Below are 15,663 nucleotides of genomic sequence, written 5' to 3'. Positions count from 1 at the left end.
ATGCCGTTCGGAAGCGACCTGCCGATCGATGCGCCGACGGATAGTCCGCGCGCGCGGCCTCCGCTCGCTCCGCACTTCCGCCGGTTGCGTCTGTCGAACAGGAGGAAACGGGATGAATCTTGAGAAGTACACGGACCGCGCAAAGGGATTTCTCCAATCCGCGCAGACGGTCGCAATCCGGCTCAATCATCAGCGGATCACGCCGGAGCATATCCTCAAAGCCCTGCTCGAGGACGAGCAGGGCATGGCAGCCGGCCTGATCCGCGCCGCCGGCGGCAATCCGGATCTGGCGTCGAAGGAAGTCGATGCGGCACTGGCCAAGCTTCCCTCCGTCACAGGAAGCGGAGCGTCCCAGTCCCCCGGGCTCGACAACGATGCCGTACGCCTCCTCGATCAAGCGGAGCAGATCGCTCAGAAGGCGGGGGACAGCTATGTGACGGTCGAGCGGCTGTTGCTCGCGCTCACCCTCGCGTCTGGCGCGGCTGCCGGTAAGGCGCTTGCGCGCGCGGGCGCCACTGCCGAGGCGCTCAACGCGGCGATCAATCAACTCCGCAACGGCCGCAACGCTGACACGGCAAGCGCCGAGGACCGGTACGATGCGCTCAAGAAGTTCGCGCGCGACCTCACCCAGGCCGCCAAGGACGGCAAGCTCGATCCAGTCATCGGCCGCGACGAGGAGATCCGCCGCACCATCCAGGTGCTCGCGCGGCGCACCAAGAACAATCCGGTGCTGATCGGCGAGCCCGGCGTCGGCAAGACCGCGATCGTCGAGGGGCTGGCGCTGCGCATCGCCAATGGTGACGTGCCCGACACACTCAAGGACCGCACGGTGATGGCGCTCGACATGGGGAGCCTGATCGCCGGCGCGAAGTATCGCGGCGAGTTCGAGGAGCGGCTGAAGGGCGTGCTCGACGAGGTGAAGGGCGCGGAGGGCGACATCGTCCTCTTCATCGACGAGATGCACACGCTGATTGGCGCGGGTAAATCCGAGGGCGCGATGGATGCGTCCAACCTGCTCAAGCCCGCTCTCGCGCGTGGCGAGCTGCACTGCGTCGGCGCCACTACGCTCGACGAGTATCGCAAGCATGTCGAGAAGGACCCGGCCCTCCAGCGGCGCTTCCAGCCGGTGTTCGTCGGCGAGCCGACCGTCGAGGACACGATCTCGATCCTGCGCGGTCTCAAGGAGAAGTACGAGCTGCACCACGGCGTGCGGATCACGGACGGCGCGATCGTCGCGGCGGCGACGCTTTCCAACCGCTACATTACCGATCGCTTCCTGCCGGACAAGGCGATCGACCTGATGGATGAGGCGGCGAGCCGAATCCGCATGGAGGTGGAATCGAAGCCGGAAGAGATCGAGACGCTCGACCGGCGCATCATCCAGCTGAAGATCGAGCGGGAAGCGCTCAGGAAGGAGTCCGATGCGGCATCAAGGGACCGCCTGACCCACCTCGAGCATGATCTTGCGCAGCTCGAGCAGGAATCGGCGGAACTCACACAGCGCTGGCAGGCCGAGCGGGAGAAGATCCAGGCGGAGGCGAAGCTCAAGGAGCAGCTCGACCAGGCTCGTCTCGAGCTCGAGCAGGCGCAGCGACGCGGTGACCTCGGCCGCGCTGGCGAGCTGAGCTATGGTGTCATACCGGGTCTGGAGAAGCAGCTCGCCGACGCCCAGACGGCGAGTCAGGGAGCGATGCTGCGCGAGGAAGTGACGGCCCAGGACATCGCAGGGGTCGTGTCACGCTGGACGGGCATCCCGGTAGACAAGATGCTCGAAGGCGAGCGCGAAAAGCTGATCCATATGGAGGAAGCGCTCGGCAAACGCGTCATCGGTCAGCAGCAAGCGGTTGCGGCGGTAAGCAGGGCTATCCGCCGCGCCCGAGCTGGCCTGCAGGATCCCGACCGGCCGATGGGCTCGTTCCTATTCCTTGGTCCGACGGGCGTCGGTAAAACCGAGCTCACCAAGGCGCTCGCCGGCTTCCTGTTCGACGACGACAGCGCGATGGTGCGCATCGACATGTCGGAGTTCATGGAGAAGCACTCGGTCGCCCGGCTGATCGGCGCGCCGCCGGGCTATGTCGGCTATGAGGAGGGCGGCGTGCTGACCGAGGCGGTACGGCGGCGGCCGTATCAGGTGATCCTGTTCGACGAAGTCGAAAAGGCGCACAACGACGTCTTCAACGTGCTCCTCCAGGTGCTCGACGACGGCCGACTGACCGACGGGCAGGGCCGCACGGTCGATTTCAAGAATACGCTGATCATCCTCACGTCCAATCTCGGCAGCCAGTATCTTTCGAACCTGGCGGAAGGGGAGACGGTCGAAAGCGTCGAGCCGCAGGTGATGGAAGTGGTCCGTGGCCATTTCCGGCCGGAGTTCCTCAATCGACTGGACGAGATCATCCTGTTCCACCGCCTCGGCCAGGCCGACATGGGTCCCATCGTCGACATTCAGGTCGCGCGCGTCCAGAACCTCCTCAAGGACCGCAAGATCACGCTCGACCTCACCGAGCGCGCGCGTGCCTGGCTCGGCCGCGTGGGGTACGACCCGGTCTATGGCGCGCGTCCGCTGAAGCGCGCGATTCAGCGATATCTTCAGGACCCCCTCGCGGACCTCCTCCTGCGGGGCGAGGTGCCGGACGGCTCGACCGTCACCATCGATGAAGGGGACAGCGAGCTGACATTCACGACCAACGTATCAAGGCCTGCCGAGGCGCAGGCTGCTTGAAAGGACCCATCGCGGCGGCGACCCGCTGCCGCGATGACCTGCAGCGAACGAGGATTCAACGATGGCCGAAAAGCGTCGGGTCGTCTGCCCCCATTGCGATGCCACCAACGCGGTGCCGGCCGACCGTGAGCCACTCGTCGCCAAATGCGGGCGTTGTCATCAGAAGCTGTTCGAGGGCACCCCTGCCGCGCTCGACGCGGCGAGAGCGCGCAAGCATATTCGCAATTCGGACCTGCCGGTGATCGTCGACTTCTGGGCGGCCTGGTGCGGCCCTTGCCGGGCGATGGCGCCGATCTTCGAACAGGCGGCGCGCTCGCTCGAACCGAAGGCGCGCTTCATCAAAGTCGATGTCGACGCCAATCCCGACATCGCATCCGAGTACGGCGTCCAGGGGATTCCCGCGTTGCTCGCCTTCAAGAATGGCAATGTCGTCGCGCGGCAGGCTGGCGTCACTGATCTAGGCACGCTGAGAGGGTGGGCCGAGCGGTTCAGCACCTAGATTCCAGTGCGGTCGCTCGGTCTGCATCGGGCGCGGCGGTGCCGAGCGTCCGCCGCCTGGGATGCCGCTCCGACACAGTGTCAGGAGCGGTCCTGCGCCAAGGTGGCGTCGGGCCATCCCGCGATCGGCGCGTCGTCGAGCTGGAAGCGCTGCTTGTTGACCGGCTCGGTATGAGCGCGCGGAGGCTCATGCACGTCGTAGGGCAAGTTCAATCGCTCGCAATATTGCTCTGCCGCCTCGCGGGTTGGAAAGCGAAGGTCGACCTGAACCAGAGGATCCTCACCACCGGTCCACCCCATAAGCCAGTCTACAAACGGTTTCTTCCTTTGCGGGAAACTGAGCCTCCACTGCCCCTTCCGCGCGCGCCCGCCCTGGTTCGTGGTCGTTGGGAGCGGCTCGAGGACGGCCCGCGCGTCCTCCGGAAGCGCGCTCAGGTAGCGGAGCCACGAGCGGTCATCCTGCGAATTGCCGCCGGACCGGGCAGACGCTGCCGCGCGGGCCTTCGCGAGTCGCGCAATCATAAACCGTCTCCTTCCAAGTGCGCGCCACCGGCCTCTCGATGGCGCGCAATCCCTTAAGCCTGGGCCTGGTCCTTCTCGGTCGTGGATGCCGGCTGGGCCGTGGTGGAGATGTCGAGTTTGCGTGGCTTCATCGCCTCGGGCACCTCACGCTTCAGCGTGACGGTCAGAAGCCCATTCTCCAGTGCGGCCGACTGCACGATGACGAAGTCGGCGAGCGGGAAACGACGCTCGAAGGAGCGCGTCGAGATGCCTTGATGCAGGTACGTGGCCTGGGGTTCTCCCCCGGGTTTGCGTCCGCTGACGGTGAGCATGTTCTGTTGCGCCACCACTTCCAGTTCGTCCGGTCGGAAGCCGGGAACTGCGACCGAAATACGATAGGTGCCGTCTGCGCGCCTTTCGATGTCGAACGGCGGGTAGTGCTCGGCCGCATCAGGCGCAGCATTGTTCATCAGGTCGAGAAGCCGGTCGAAGCCGACGGTAGAGCGCCGATAGGGCGCCAGATCCAGGTAATTCGCTGCTCTCATCGCCAAATCCTCCTCGTGAGCAATTTGGACATCTGAGGCGTCGGAGAGAGAGCCGACGCCCTCTTGTCCTGCCGGGCCCGCAGAGGCACCCGGCACAATTTAGCTAGTACTGGTGAAGTCGTGTTCAAGACGGCGTCAGGCCGTTTGAGCGACATTTTCGCTTTCGGGCGCGAGCGCCAAGGATGCGGGAGCAGTGCGGCCGCAACGGCTGATTTATATCAGGGCGTTCCGAGCGGAGACCGGCGAGGCTTGGAGTATTTCGGTCATCGGTGGAGCGCAGCGTGCCGCAAGAGTCGGAGCATAGCATTGTCCAAACCGTCAGGGCTCGGGAAGTCGTCGGCACCGTGCATAATCTCGAACTGCTCGAGAGCATGGTCGTCGCACTCAGCGCCGCGGGCTTCGACAAGAGCGATATCGACCTGATGGCCAGCCGCGAGGCGGTCCTGGAGAAGCTGCCGGCGATCTATGCTGATCCCATCTACCTGGCCGAGATACCTGAGCTGCCACGGCGCGAGCTCGTAACGCGGGATGAAGGGACGACGGTCACGGGCCTGGTGTTCGGGACGTTGATCTCGCTTGCCGCGCTCGGGGCAGCTTTGCCGGTCGTCGCATCCGGCGGCGCACTCGCAGCGGTGCTTGCCGCCACGGCCGCCGGTGGCGCGGCCGGAGCGGGAATTGCGAAGGTCGTCCGCAGCGCAATTCTTGGGGGCGTTGGCGCGGAAGATTTGGAACGCGACTTGCGTGGGGGAGGATTGGTCGTCTTCGTTCGCGCGCGCGATGCCGCTGCGGAGGAGCGGGCTCAGCAGATCATGCGGAAGTCAGGAGCTTTGAACGTGCACGTGCACGAAATCGAGCTGAAGAAGACGCTGGACGAGTTGCCCCTTGCCACTATCCAACCCGATCCCTGGCTCGCCACTTGATCCGCGCGGGCCTGGCGACCGCTACGCCGAGAAATTAGAACACGCCACGATCCAATCCTGAGGCCGTTGCTCTGTCCCTCGGGCGTTTGGCCTTAAGCACTCGTGTGTCGGCCGCGGCATTATTGTCAGCCGCGCATGAGATACGGGTGCGCCGTAGATTTGTTGGTGGGGAAGGGCACCGGACAGCGTGACGGGCGGAGTGGTAGCATCACGCTGCCCGGTGCGACGGCTCGCCGGCCGGGGGGCGATTGGCCCGTGCGAGCCGTATTCCGAAAGCTACCGGTATCCGACGCGGGCCAGCGCCCATTCGAGTTCGCGCATGGAGGGCTGCACGAGAACCTGTCCCCCGAGCTTGATCGTCGGACTGGCAAGCCTGCCTCCGGCTAGCCATTCGAGCTCCGACCGCACTTCCGGATGGGCTTCCCAATCGACGAAGCGATAGGGGATCCCCGCTCGGTCGAGATGCCGCCGAACCATCATGGTGATGCCGCACCAACGGCTGCCATAGATGACGATCGGAGCGGCAGCCGAGCCGCGTGCTCGATACGCGGACGCCATTATTCGCGCCCCCCAGTTGCTGGCGTTCCAACAATCTCGTCGAGCTTAGCAAAGAGCTCATAGATGTCGGGAACATGCTGGAGCTTCGGCGAGACGTGGGCGTAGCGGATGACGCCCTCTCCATCGATGATATAGAGCGCGCGCTCGGAAAACCCATCAGCGTCGCGCCATACGTTATAGCGGCGCGCGACTTCTCCCTTGGGGTTGAAATCCGCGAGGAGCGGCATCGAGAGTCCGCGGGCGGCGGCCCAGGCGCCGTGGCTGTAAAGGCTATCTACGGAAATCCCGACGATCTCCACGTCGCGCTTCTCGAACTCGCTCCATTCCTGCTGATAAAGGTCCAACTGCTTGCTGCAGCCCGGGCTCCAGTCGAGCGGATAGAAGACGACGACGATTGCCCGGCCCGCATAGGATGAGAGGGTGACTTCCCGGCCGTTAGCGTCCAGCAGGGCGAACTCCGGCGCTTTCGCTCCCACGCTGAGAGGAGCATTGATCGCATCTCCCTCCATCGCAGGCGCATGCTCGTGGAGGCTCTTCAGATCGTCCAGAGTCGCGCCGGCCGGTGCCTCAAAGGCGGGAGGGGCCGAGCCGGTAGAGCGCCACAATTCCTGAATCATGCCGTGGAGCAGTGACAGGGCCTGCTTTTCCGGGCCGTTCGGAAGCTTGGGCGCCAGCGCCGCGAAGTCGGTGCTGAGCTGTTCCAGTCGACTTGGCTGGGGGTCCAGTGTGCCTGCGTTTCTATCCAACTTGGGGCTCCTTGCTGGCAACGTGGTCCGTCTTCGCGAGGAATGGCGCGACGAACCGCTCTGATGTCGCCGACTCAACCTAGCCCGGTCGCCTGGCGGCGGGCTGAGATAGATCAGAGCCCGGCTCGCCCCTGCGACTAACCCGTGATCGCCGCTCGACGTGGCTCGGCCGCAGGAGGTCGGTAGCCTCGTCGAGCGCGGCGACCGTCGACGAAGGGGCGACGAGCAAACGCATAGAGCAAGAGGTTGAGGTGAAGATGAAAGGATTCAGGGCTGCTCTCGTGCCCGCGCTGCTTCTGGGCATAGCCGGGTGCACCACGACAGGGTCAGGCGTCGGCGTTTCGAGGGCCGGGTCGACGACAGCGACGTTCGTGTGGAAATCGAGCGGTGCCCGATCGGGCACGATGACCGCAAACCTGAGCACGGGCGCCACCTATGCAGGCCCGTTCTTCCAGATCACGAGCGAGACAACCATCGAAGAGCTTGGCCCGCTATGGACCGGGTGGGGCAACCGGTGGAGATGGCGCGGCTGGGCCTATTGGGGCCCCACCCAGAGCACGCTCACCCACTATAGCGGAAGAGTCCTGGCCAACCTCGGCGGGCCGGACGGGCAGATGCGGTGCCATTTCCGGCTGATGCGGCCCGGCGCAGGCATGGCTGGCGGTGGCCAAGGCCGCTGCCAGTTGCCAAGCGGGACGATCATCGACGCGACCTTCCCGCCGACCTGACGGGCCCTCGCTCAAATCCGTCGGCAAGGTTGCGCCGGTCGGCGATCGGTTCGTGCAGGTCGATGCTGCGCAGCCGGCGAAGGCGGGGATAGCCAAAGCCATCCCCGCCGATTGCATCAGGGCAGGATCCTGATTTGATTGTCGACGCTCGACACGCCGGGCGCAGACCAGGCCGACCGCTCGGCTTCCTGGCGCTCCGCCCAGGTCCTCACGGTGCCCTTGAGCGTGATCTTGCTGCCGTCGACCTCGACCTGGACGCGCTGCGCGTCAACCTGCGCGCTGCGCACGAGCGCATCCTCGATCTTCTTCTTGACGTCGCCAGGGTTGACCCTGGGCTGGACCGTGATCGTGTTGGTAACGCCCTTCACGCCGGCGATCGATCGGACGGCGCGTTCTGCCCATTCCTTCTGGAAGTTCCATTCCACGTGGCCCTCGAGCGTGAGCCAGCCGCTCTTGACGACGATCTTGATCTTGTCGGCGCTGCTGGGCAGCTCGCGCTTCAGCGACTTGACCGCCTCCTCGGCAATCTCGGGATCGAGGCGCTCGGTCGAGAGCTTGACCTGAATGTCGTTGGCGACGGCCTTCACCCCCGAAACCCGCTTCGCCGCCTTCTCGGCATAATAGGAGTCCATGTAGCTCTTGGTGACGCCGCTCAGCGTCACGATGCCGTCCTTCACGGCGACGGCGATCGTCTCTTCATGCTGGATCGACGGATCGTATTGGATCTCGCTCTCCACGTCCTTCTTGATCGTGGCGTCAGTGCGGAAAAGTGAAACCATCTCGGATCCTCCTGTCTGCTACGGGCATCTAAGCCCCAGTTGGTACTCCGCCGCGGTTCACCTATTCTGCGAGTCGAGCGCGCGCGCTGACCCACGTCAGCCGAAATCGGGGACATCGGGGGGTAGGCGTTCCCGAGCAGCGACATTGGCGTGCACGTCTGATCTGGGTCAGTTTGCCGCGCGCTTCGCGGGCTAAAGTTGGCGCGACCTCAGGAGCCGCGCCCGTGGCCGAGGGTGGCATAGGAGCTGCGACCGCATCGGCGGAATAGTGACCGCGGAGGCGGCGCCATTTGCAGGACAATTCGAATGGCCATGAATATCGGAATCGACGAGACGAAGAGGAAAGAGGTTACCGGGGGCTTGGCACGCTTGTTGGCGGACACCTACACCCTTTATCTGACGACCCATAACTTTCACTGGAACGTCTCGGGGCCGATGTTCAACAGCCTTCATGCGATGTTCATGGCGCAATACACCGAATTATGGAACGCCGTTGATCCGATTGCGGAGAGAATACGTTCTCTTGGTGAGCCGGCGCCGGGGTCCTATGCGCAGTTCGCCAGGCTCAGCTCTCTTGCCGATGCGCCCGAGACGCCCCCGAAGGCCGAGGCCATGATCAGGATCCTGGCCGAGGGTCACGAGGCGACTGCCCGGTCGGCGCGCAGCCTCTTTCCTTTGGCCGATGAAGCGGGCGACCAGGCGACCGCTGATCTCGCGACGCAACGCGTTGCGGTTCACGAAAAGGCGGCCTGGATGCTCCGCGCGCTCCTCGACGAGTGAGCTGACCTCCGCAGTCCACGCTCCGGCGGGCGGCAACGATCGGCGGGCGCAGCGTCTGACCTATGTCAGCGTCCGCGATCCTTCCGCTGCTTACCCTTCTGCTGCTGCGGCCATTGCCTTTCGGCCGACCACGCAATCGAAAGGATCGGTAGATGAAAACAGGATTGCTCCACGTGGCCGAGGACAGGGGCGGGGACGCGCGGCTTGACGCCGCGGTCCAGCTTGCCCGGGCATTTGACCTTCATCTCACGGGCACGCAGGCTGCGCCGCTGTCCGCCTACGCAATGGCCGACCCCTTCGGCGGGGTCTACCCATCGGTGAAGCTCTTCACGGAGCACGAGAAGCGACAGGATGCCACGCGCGCGGCCGTGGAGGCCAGACTGCGCGACGAGGGCGTGGCGTTCGACTGGGTACGCGGAGCTGGTTCTCCCGCGACGGTGCTTCTCGATCAATCGCGGCTGAGCGACGTGATCATCCTCAGTCATCTCGAAAGCGACGAAGGCGGCTGGGACGCCGAACTCGACCTCGTCGGCGACGTCGCAGTCCATTCGCGCGCTCCGATCCTCTCGGTGCCTTATGACAACGGGACCCTTGATCTCGAGGGCACTGCGCTCGTCGCGTGGAACGCTTCGTTCGAGGCCGCGCAGGCGCTGCGTTTCGCGGTTCCGCTCCTGAGCCGGGCGGCGCGCGTCCAGATCGTGACGATCGGAGACGACGCTCCCGAATTTCCCGCAGCCGGCGCCGCCGCCTATCTCTCGCATCATGGCATCCAGTCGGAGTTGCTCCCGGTGCCCCGCGGCGAGCTCAGCGTTGGGGAGGAACTGCTGAACGTCATCATCGACTCGCGGTCGAGCTTCGCGGTTCTCGGCGCCTATGGGCATTCGCGCATTCGCGAACGTATCCTTGGTGGGGTCACGCGCGAGATGTTGCTGCGGTCCCCGAAGCCGCTGCTGCTGGCCCATTGAGCAGGGGAGAACGATCGATGCGTCGGTTCCTCGCGGCGACCGCCTTGTGCGTCGCACTCGCTGGATGCGGAACGCAGAAGGCCGAACAGCCTGCCGCCGGCCAGACCGCCACGAGCGACGGGATAAACGACTACCAGCAGGCGGTGATCAACCTCAACGAGGCATCGCGGAAGGCTGTGCTTTTCCGTGCGATCCGAGATGCCGGCCTTCCGTGCCAGAACGTCATTCAAGCCGAGCGGCTGCCTGACGAGAAGGACGGGCCGGTCTGGCGCGCGCAGTGCGAGGACAAGTCATATCACCTCGTCATCGTCCGCGCTGACGGAACAGCCTATGTGGTGAGCCGGACCCGATGACCGCACGAGGCGAGCGCGATGTCGACGCACTTGCGACGGTGGCAGCGTGAAGCAGCTGATGGCGTTCGATCTCGACGGCACGTTGGCCGAGAGCAAGGCCCCGCTCGATGACGAGGTAGCCGGGCTGCTTGCCGCGCTCTTGTCCTTCGCGCAGGTGGCGGTGATTTCCGGGGGCGACTGGCCTCAGTTCAAGAAGCAGGTCGTCGATCGGCTGCCGCCGGGTGCCGAGCTGGGGCGGCTGTGGATCCTGCCGACGGCAGGAGCGAAGCTTTTCCGGTTCGCCGGAGAGTGGCGCCAAGCCTATTCGGAGGCAATCACGCCTGCCGAGAAGGCCCACATACTCAAGGAGCTGGATCGGGCGATCAAGGCTGCCGGGCTCGATCGCGATCCCGCATGGGGGCCCCGGATCGAGGACCGCGGCACCCAGATCACCTATTCAGGGATTGGGCAGAAGGCGCCGCTCGAGGCCAAGGAGGCCTGGGATCCGGATCGGCGCAAGCGGCTACAGCTCCAGGAGATGCTGAGGCGGACCTTGACAGAATGGTCGGTCAATATCGGAGGCACCACCTCGATAGACATCACCCGGGCAGGAATCGACAAAGGTTTCGGGCTTCGCAAGCTCGCCGCGGAGAGCGGCGTTCCTTTGGAAGACATGGTCTTCCTCGGCGATTCGATTTTCCCGGGTGGCAACGACTATCCGGCCGTCACCGTCGGAGTCGATGCTGTCGCCGTTCGCGACGTGCAGGAGACGAAGAGCATTCTTCATGCTCTGACGCTGTGGCTAGGCCGTTGAGCCCGCCTAACGATGGTGGGTCGGTCTAGCTCCGATGGCAGCCGCGGGGGCTCGGGACGAACGGATGATTCTGACGGAACGATTTGCCATCTCATCTGCAGCGCGGGGCGATCGCAGGCGATGAGGGGCCGGCACAGGGACTGAATAGAATGGCGGATCCATACCAAACCCTGAACGTCCCGCGCGATGCCGACGATGCCACGATCAAGAAGGCATATCGCAAGCTCGCCAAGGAGTATCATCCCGACCGTAACGCGGATAAGCCGGGGGCGGCGGAACGCTTCGCTGCCGTGACCGCGGCCTACGACCTGCTCACCGACAAGGACAAACGAGCGCGCTACGATCGCGGCGAGATCGACGAGGACGGCAATCCGAAGGCTCCCTTCGGCTTCTTCGATTTCGATGGCGCCGGTCCTTTCGCCCGGCGCGGCGGCTTCCGCGCGGGCGCCGATGGCGGCGCGACAACCTTCGAGTTCAGCGGAGACGAGGCCGACTTCGCCAGCATCTTCGGCGACTTGTTCGGCCGCGGGGAGACCGCGGGTGGAGCGCGCCGGCACGGTTCGTATCGCCCTCGCGGAGCGGACGTCGCCTATCGTTTGAATGTCAGCTTCGAGGATGCCGCGGCTCTGCGACCGCAGCATATCGACCTGGGGGGTGGGAAGGCTCTCGACCTCAAGCTGCCGGCAGGCTTCGAGTCCGGCACCCAGCTGCGTCTTCGCGGGCAGGGTGAGGATGGTCCCGGAGGCGCTGGCGATGCGATCGTCATCCTTGAAATTCAGCCGCACCGATTCTTTGCGCGCGAAGGCGACGATGTATTGCTGGACCTGCCGGTGCGCTGGGACGAAGCCGTGCTCGGCGCCAAGGTGCGGGTCCCGACCGTCGACGGACCGGTGTTGCTGACGATCCCTAAGGGATCGAGCTCGGGCCGCACGCTACGGATCAAGGGCAAGGGGTTCCACCGGCGGGACGGTTCACGCGGCAATCAGCTGGTCCGCCTGATGGTGCATCTGCCTTCCGGAGACGCCGAGCTTGAGGAGTTCGCACGCACCTGGGCTCAGCGTCATGACGAGAATCCGCGCGCGACGATGGGGGTCTGAGAGGGGGCGGAGCTGTGCACGCGTACCGACGTCGACCCGATGCGCGTGCACCAGTCCATCAGGCTGCTCTGCCGGACCGCTGGACCCAGTCTTCAATCTCAAAGGCGTGCGTCTCGATCCAGCGATCGAGCTCGCGCACGACGCTGCTGAGGGAGTAGCCCAGCGAGGTGAGTGCATATTCGACCCGCGGCGGCACCTCAGAGTAGTTGGTGCGCGCCACCAAGCCACACTCCTCGAGGCGACGCAGGGCCTGGATCAGCATCTTCTCCGATACGCCGCCGATGCGCCGGCGCAGCTCGGCGGTGCGATACGAACGCTCGCTAAGCGCGTGGATAACGAGCAGCGTCCATTTTTCAGCCAAGAGCGCCAGTACCTTCCGTGCCGAGCAATCAGCAAGGAACACGTCGCACTGCAGTTCGCGGAAGGCACGCGAATTCTCCATTACTTACCTCACGGTATGTACTTGCTGAGTGGGCTGTACGGCCACACCTCCTAGCGTGCAAGGCGCCCACTCGCTGGCGGTGCGGCGCATGACGACGAAAGGAGGCTTCGAGGTGAAATCGTTGACCAAGGTCTTGCCTGCTATCGCAGCAGCATTTTTGCCCCTGTCAGTTTCGGCAGAGCCGGCACATGCGGCGAGGGTAGAGCGGTCAGCAGCGCAGGCGCCCGGTTTCTATCGGGTGATGCTTGGCGATTTTGAGATCACCGTTTTGACGGACGGCACCACGCCGGTGCCTTTCGCCGACCTGCTCCATGGCATCAGCCGTGGGGAACTGGCCGAGATCTTTCGCGCTGCCGGCGAGCCGCTCGACCGCGAAACTTCGATCAACAGCTTCCTGATCGACACGGGCGAGCGCCGTATCCTGATTGAGGCAGGCGCGGGACGGTTGTTTGGCGACTGCTGCGGGCGTCTCCCGGCCATGCTGAAGGAAGCAGGCTATTCGCCGGAGTCGATCGACACGGTGCTCCTGACGCATGTTCACGGTGACCATTCGGGTGGCCTGACCGTGGAGGGTCGTCGAGTCTTTCCGAACGCCGAGATCTACCTCGCTAAGCAGGAGCTCGAATATTGGCTGAGCGACGCGGCTAAGGCACGGGCAAAAGCCAGTCACAGCAAGATGTTCGAAGAGGGGCGTGCGGCCCTTGCACCCTATTACGCGGCGGGTCGTATCCGTACCTTCACCGCGCCGGCGGAGTTGTTTCCCGGCATTCGTGCGACCGCCGCACCCGGCCACACGCCCGGGCACAGTTTCTTCGAGATCGAGAGCCGCGGGAATCGCTTACGCGTGGTCGGCGACATCATCCACGCGGCCGAGATTCAGCTGCCGCGACCCGACATCACAATCGATTTTGACGCCGACGAAGCGCGGGCGGCAAAGACGAGGACGGCCGCCCTGGCGGAGCTTGCCGGTACCCACGAGCTCGTGGCAGCGCCCCATGTCTCCTTCCCGGGCCTGGGACATGTCGTGCGTGCCGGCGTCGGTTACGCCTGGACGCCGATCCCCTATTCCGCGGCCGTTCGGCAGGTAGGGCACTGAGGACTGTTGCGCGTTCAGCGCGCCGCCGCGCGCCGTCCCAGTGCCGCCGCGCGCGGTCGTAGCTCGCGAGGAAGCTTGATCGAGCGGAAAGCTCGTCATATCCAAAGTCTGCTGACGGGAAGTAGACGAGTGCGCGCACGCCGGCGGTCTGCAGAGGCGAGGGTTCGCGGTAACTGATCCAGGTCAGGACTCACCTGCAGGATACTGTCCATCGTCGGCGTGCGATTTATCCTTGGAGGCTGGCATGGCGAAAGCAATCGGCATCGATCTCGGCACCACCAATTCATGCGTCGCGGTGATGGAGGGCAAGGAGCCCAAGGTCATCGAGAATGCCGAAGGTGCCCGGACCACCCCATCCATGGTGGCCTTCCGCCCTGATGGCGAGGTGCTGGTCGGAGCCGCGGCGAAGCGTCAGGCCATTACCAATCCGGAGCAGACCCTCTTTGCGATCAAGCGCCTGATCGGGCGCCGCTACGATGACCCCATCGTCCAGAAGGACAAGGGCATGGTCCCCTACAAGATCGTTCCCGGCGCCAATGGTGACGCCTGGGTCGAGGTGAACGGAAAGAAGTCGAGCCCCAGCGAGATTTCTGCGCACATCTTGCGCAAGATGAAGGAGACTGCCGAGAAATATCTGGGCGAGCCGGTCACCGAAGCCGTCATCACCGTTCCGGCCTATTTCAACGACGCCCAGCGGCAGGCGACCAAGGATGCTGGGACCATCGCCGGTCTCGAGGTTCTGCGCATCATCAATGAGCCAACGGCTGCCGCCCTTGCCTACGGGCTCGAAAAGAAGAAGGCAGGCACGATCGCGGTCTATGATCTTGGCGGCGGCACTTTCGACGTGTCCATTCTCGAACTCGGCGATGGCGTGTTCGAAGTGAAGTCGACCAACGGCGACACCTTTCTCGGCGGCGAGGATTTCGACAAGCGGATCATCGACTTTCTCGCGGACGAGTTCCGCAAGGAGCAGGGCATCGATCTGCGCCAGGACCGGCTCGCGCTCCAGCGGCTGAAAGAGGCGGCCGAGAAAGCGAAGATCGAGCTCAGCTCGGCATCGCAGACGAGTGTCAACCTGCCCTTCATTACCGCGGATCAATCCGGTCCGAAGCATCTCGACATCAGCCTAACGCGCGCCAAGCTCGAGGCGCTGGTCGATGACCTCATCTCCCGCACCGTGGGGCCGTGCAAGGCGGCGCTGGAGGATGCAGGGCTCAAGGCCGATCAGCTCGACGAAGTCGTGCTGGTCGGCGGGATGACCCGCATGCCGAAGGTCGCCGAGGCGGTGAAGTCCATCTTCGGGCGCGAGCCGCACCAGGGCGTCAACCCTGACGAGGTCGTGGCACTGGGCGCAGCGATCCAAGCGGGCGTGCTGAAGGGCCAGGTCGAGGACGTGCTGCTCCTCGACGTCACGCCGTTGTCGTTGGGTATCGAAACGCTCGGCGGCGTGATGACCAAGCTCATCGACCGCAACACGACGATACCCACCAAGAAGAGCCAGACCTTCTCGACGGCGGAGGACAACCAGCCCGCTGTGACCATCAGGGTCTTCCAGGGCGAGCGGGAAATGGCCGAGGATAACAAGCTCCTCGGCCAGTTCAATCTCGAGAACATCTCACCGGCGCCCCGAGGCGTGCCGCAGATCGAGGTGACGTTCGATATCGATGCAAACGGCATCGTGAATGTCTCCGCCACCGACAAGGGGACTGGGCGCGAGCAGAAGATCACCATCCAGTCGTCGGGCGGACTGAGCGAAGAGGACATCAAGCGCGCGGTCAGGGACGCCGAAGAGCATGCGAGCGAGGACAGGAAGCGGCGCGAACTGGCGGAAGCGAAGAACCAGTCCGACGCTCTGATCTTCCTCTCCGAAAAGACGCTTGCGGATGCAGGGGATCGCGTCGCGGCCGAGGATCGGCAAGCCGTCGAAGACGCGGTTTCGAACCTGAAGACGGCCATGCAGGGCGAGCAGATCGAGGACATCCGCGCGCGCGGCGAGGATCTGCAGTCTGCGACGCAGAAGGTCGCCAGCGCCCAGCGCGCCGAGCCGGGCAGCACACCGTCGGCTGACGACGGGATCGTGGACGCCGAGTTCGAGGAGGCGGACGACACGAAGAAGTGATCCGGTCCGCTCCGCTGATCA

General features: G+C 64.6%; 17 protein-coding genes. 11 read left to right on the top strand and 6 right to left on the bottom strand.

What is annotated here, in order from left to right; all coding sequences use genetic code 11:
- Positions 1-112: 112 nt before the first annotated feature.
- Both clpB and trxC read left to right on the top strand, forming a co-directional pair.
- Positions 113-2,722, top strand: a complete 2,610-nt coding sequence (gene clpB, locus NX02_RS28980; RefSeq protein ID WP_047100279.1) for an ATP-dependent chaperone ClpB — start codon at positions 113-115, stop codon at positions 2,720-2,722.
- A 61-nt stretch (positions 2,723-2,783) separates the two neighbouring features.
- Complete coding sequence (gene trxC, locus NX02_RS28975) at positions 2,784-3,221, top strand: thioredoxin TrxC (protein WP_047100278.1); 438 nt, start codon at positions 2,784-2,786, stop codon at positions 3,219-3,221.
- Between the two features lie 80 nt (positions 3,222-3,301).
- Here the strand turns inward: trxC and NX02_RS28970 are convergent, their stop codons facing one another.
- Together NX02_RS28970 and NX02_RS28965 are read right to left on the bottom strand one after the other, a co-directional pair.
- Entirely contained in the window at positions 3,302-3,742 is a 441-nt protein-coding gene (locus NX02_RS28970) for an NADH dehydrogenase ubiquinone Fe-S protein 4 (protein WP_053000794.1), read from the bottom strand.
- A gap of 53 nt (positions 3,743-3,795) precedes the next feature.
- The gene (locus tag NX02_RS28965) at positions 3,796-4,266 is read right to left on the bottom strand and encodes an Hsp20 family protein (protein WP_047100277.1); all 471 of its coding nucleotides are present in this window, start codon (positions 4,264-4,266) and stop codon (positions 3,796-3,798) included.
- Between the two features lie 281 nt (positions 4,267-4,547).
- On the opposite strand from NX02_RS28965, the gene NX02_RS28960 reads away from it, so the two are divergent.
- Positions 4,548-5,186, top strand: a complete 639-nt coding sequence (locus NX02_RS28960; RefSeq protein WP_047100447.1) for a hypothetical protein — start codon at positions 4,548-4,550, stop codon at positions 5,184-5,186.
- Between the two features lie 276 nt (positions 5,187-5,462).
- Here NX02_RS28960 and NX02_RS28955 read toward each other — a convergent pair whose 3' ends face one another.
- Both NX02_RS28955 and NX02_RS28950 read right to left on the bottom strand, forming a co-directional pair.
- Positions 5,463-5,744 carry a glutaredoxin family protein gene (locus NX02_RS28955; protein WP_047100276.1) on the bottom strand — a complete coding sequence of 94 codons (282 nt, stop codon included), beginning with the start codon at positions 5,742-5,744 and terminating at the stop codon, positions 5,463-5,465.
- Positions 5,744-6,490 carry a redoxin domain-containing protein gene (locus NX02_RS28950; protein ID WP_047100275.1) on the bottom strand — a complete coding sequence of 249 codons (747 nt, stop codon included), beginning with the start codon at positions 6,488-6,490 and terminating at the stop codon, positions 5,744-5,746. Before NX02_RS28950 ends, NX02_RS28955 begins: the two co-directional genes overlap by 1 nt.
- Positions 6,491-6,894: 404 nt before the next feature.
- Here NX02_RS28950 and NX02_RS28945 point away from each other — a divergent pair, with 404 nt between their 5' ends.
- Positions 6,895-7,218 (top strand): hypothetical protein, encoded by a 324-nt coding sequence (locus NX02_RS28945; RefSeq protein WP_231727515.1) that lies wholly within the window; start codon positions 6,895-6,897, stop codon positions 7,216-7,218.
- Between the two features lie 116 nt (positions 7,219-7,334).
- Here NX02_RS28945 and NX02_RS28940 read toward each other — a convergent pair whose 3' ends face one another.
- Positions 7,335-7,997 carry a BON domain-containing protein gene (locus NX02_RS28940; RefSeq protein ID WP_047100274.1) on the bottom strand — a complete coding sequence of 221 codons (663 nt, stop codon included), beginning with the start codon at positions 7,995-7,997 and terminating at the stop codon, positions 7,335-7,337.
- A 312-nt stretch (positions 7,998-8,309) separates the two neighbouring features.
- Here NX02_RS28940 and NX02_RS28935 point away from each other — a divergent pair, with 312 nt between their 5' ends.
- The 5 genes from NX02_RS28935 to NX02_RS28915 all read left to right on the top strand — a co-directional run bounded on the left by NX02_RS28935 (position 8,310) and on the right by NX02_RS28915 (position 11,985).
- Positions 8,310-8,777 carry a Dps family protein gene (locus NX02_RS28935; protein ID WP_425424060.1) on the top strand — a complete coding sequence of 156 codons (468 nt, stop codon included), beginning with the start codon at positions 8,310-8,312 and terminating at the stop codon, positions 8,775-8,777.
- Positions 8,778-8,950: 173 nt separating this feature from the next.
- Entirely contained in the window at positions 8,951-9,742 is a 792-nt protein-coding gene (locus NX02_RS28930) for a universal stress protein (protein ID WP_158014291.1), read from the top strand.
- 17 nt (positions 9,743-9,759) lie between these two features.
- Positions 9,760-10,095 (top strand): hypothetical protein, encoded by a 336-nt coding sequence (locus NX02_RS28925; RefSeq protein WP_007406244.1) that lies wholly within the window; start codon positions 9,760-9,762, stop codon positions 10,093-10,095.
- Positions 10,096-10,141: 46 nt separating this feature from the next.
- Positions 10,142-10,888, top strand: coding sequence for an HAD-IIB family hydrolase (locus NX02_RS28920; protein ID WP_047100272.1), 747 nt, complete (start codon positions 10,142-10,144; stop codon positions 10,886-10,888).
- A gap of 149 nt (positions 10,889-11,037) precedes the next feature.
- Positions 11,038-11,985, top strand: a complete 948-nt coding sequence (locus NX02_RS28915) for a DnaJ C-terminal domain-containing protein (protein WP_047100271.1) — start codon at positions 11,038-11,040, stop codon at positions 11,983-11,985.
- Between the two features lie 58 nt (positions 11,986-12,043).
- On the opposite strand, the gene NX02_RS28910 is transcribed toward NX02_RS28915, so the two are convergent.
- Positions 12,044-12,427 (bottom strand): winged helix-turn-helix transcriptional regulator, encoded by a 384-nt coding sequence (locus NX02_RS28910; protein ID WP_047100270.1) that lies wholly within the window; start codon positions 12,425-12,427, stop codon positions 12,044-12,046.
- Between the two features lie 88 nt (positions 12,428-12,515).
- On the opposite strand from NX02_RS28910, the gene NX02_RS28905 reads away from it, so the two are divergent.
- Both NX02_RS28905 and dnaK read left to right on the top strand, forming a co-directional pair.
- Positions 12,516-13,523 carry an MBL fold metallo-hydrolase gene (locus NX02_RS28905; protein ID WP_245648930.1) on the top strand — a complete coding sequence of 336 codons (1,008 nt, stop codon included), beginning with the start codon at positions 12,516-12,518 and terminating at the stop codon, positions 13,521-13,523.
- Positions 13,524-13,767: 244 nt separating this feature from the next.
- Positions 13,768-15,642: a molecular chaperone DnaK gene (dnaK, locus tag NX02_RS28900; protein WP_047100268.1), complete on the top strand. Its 1,875-nt coding sequence runs from the start codon at positions 13,768-13,770 to the stop codon at positions 15,640-15,642.
- Positions 15,643-15,663 lie beyond the last annotated feature (21 nt).

Origin of the sequence: Sphingomonas sanxanigenens DSM 19645 = NX02 (assembly GCF_000512205.2) — a bacterium.
Classification (GTDB): Bacteria; Pseudomonadota; Alphaproteobacteria; order Sphingomonadales; family Sphingomonadaceae; genus Sphingomonas_D; species Sphingomonas_D sanxanigenens.
Note: the sequence above shows the minus strand (reverse complement) of the source record. Positions and strands in the feature narration are given on the sequence as shown.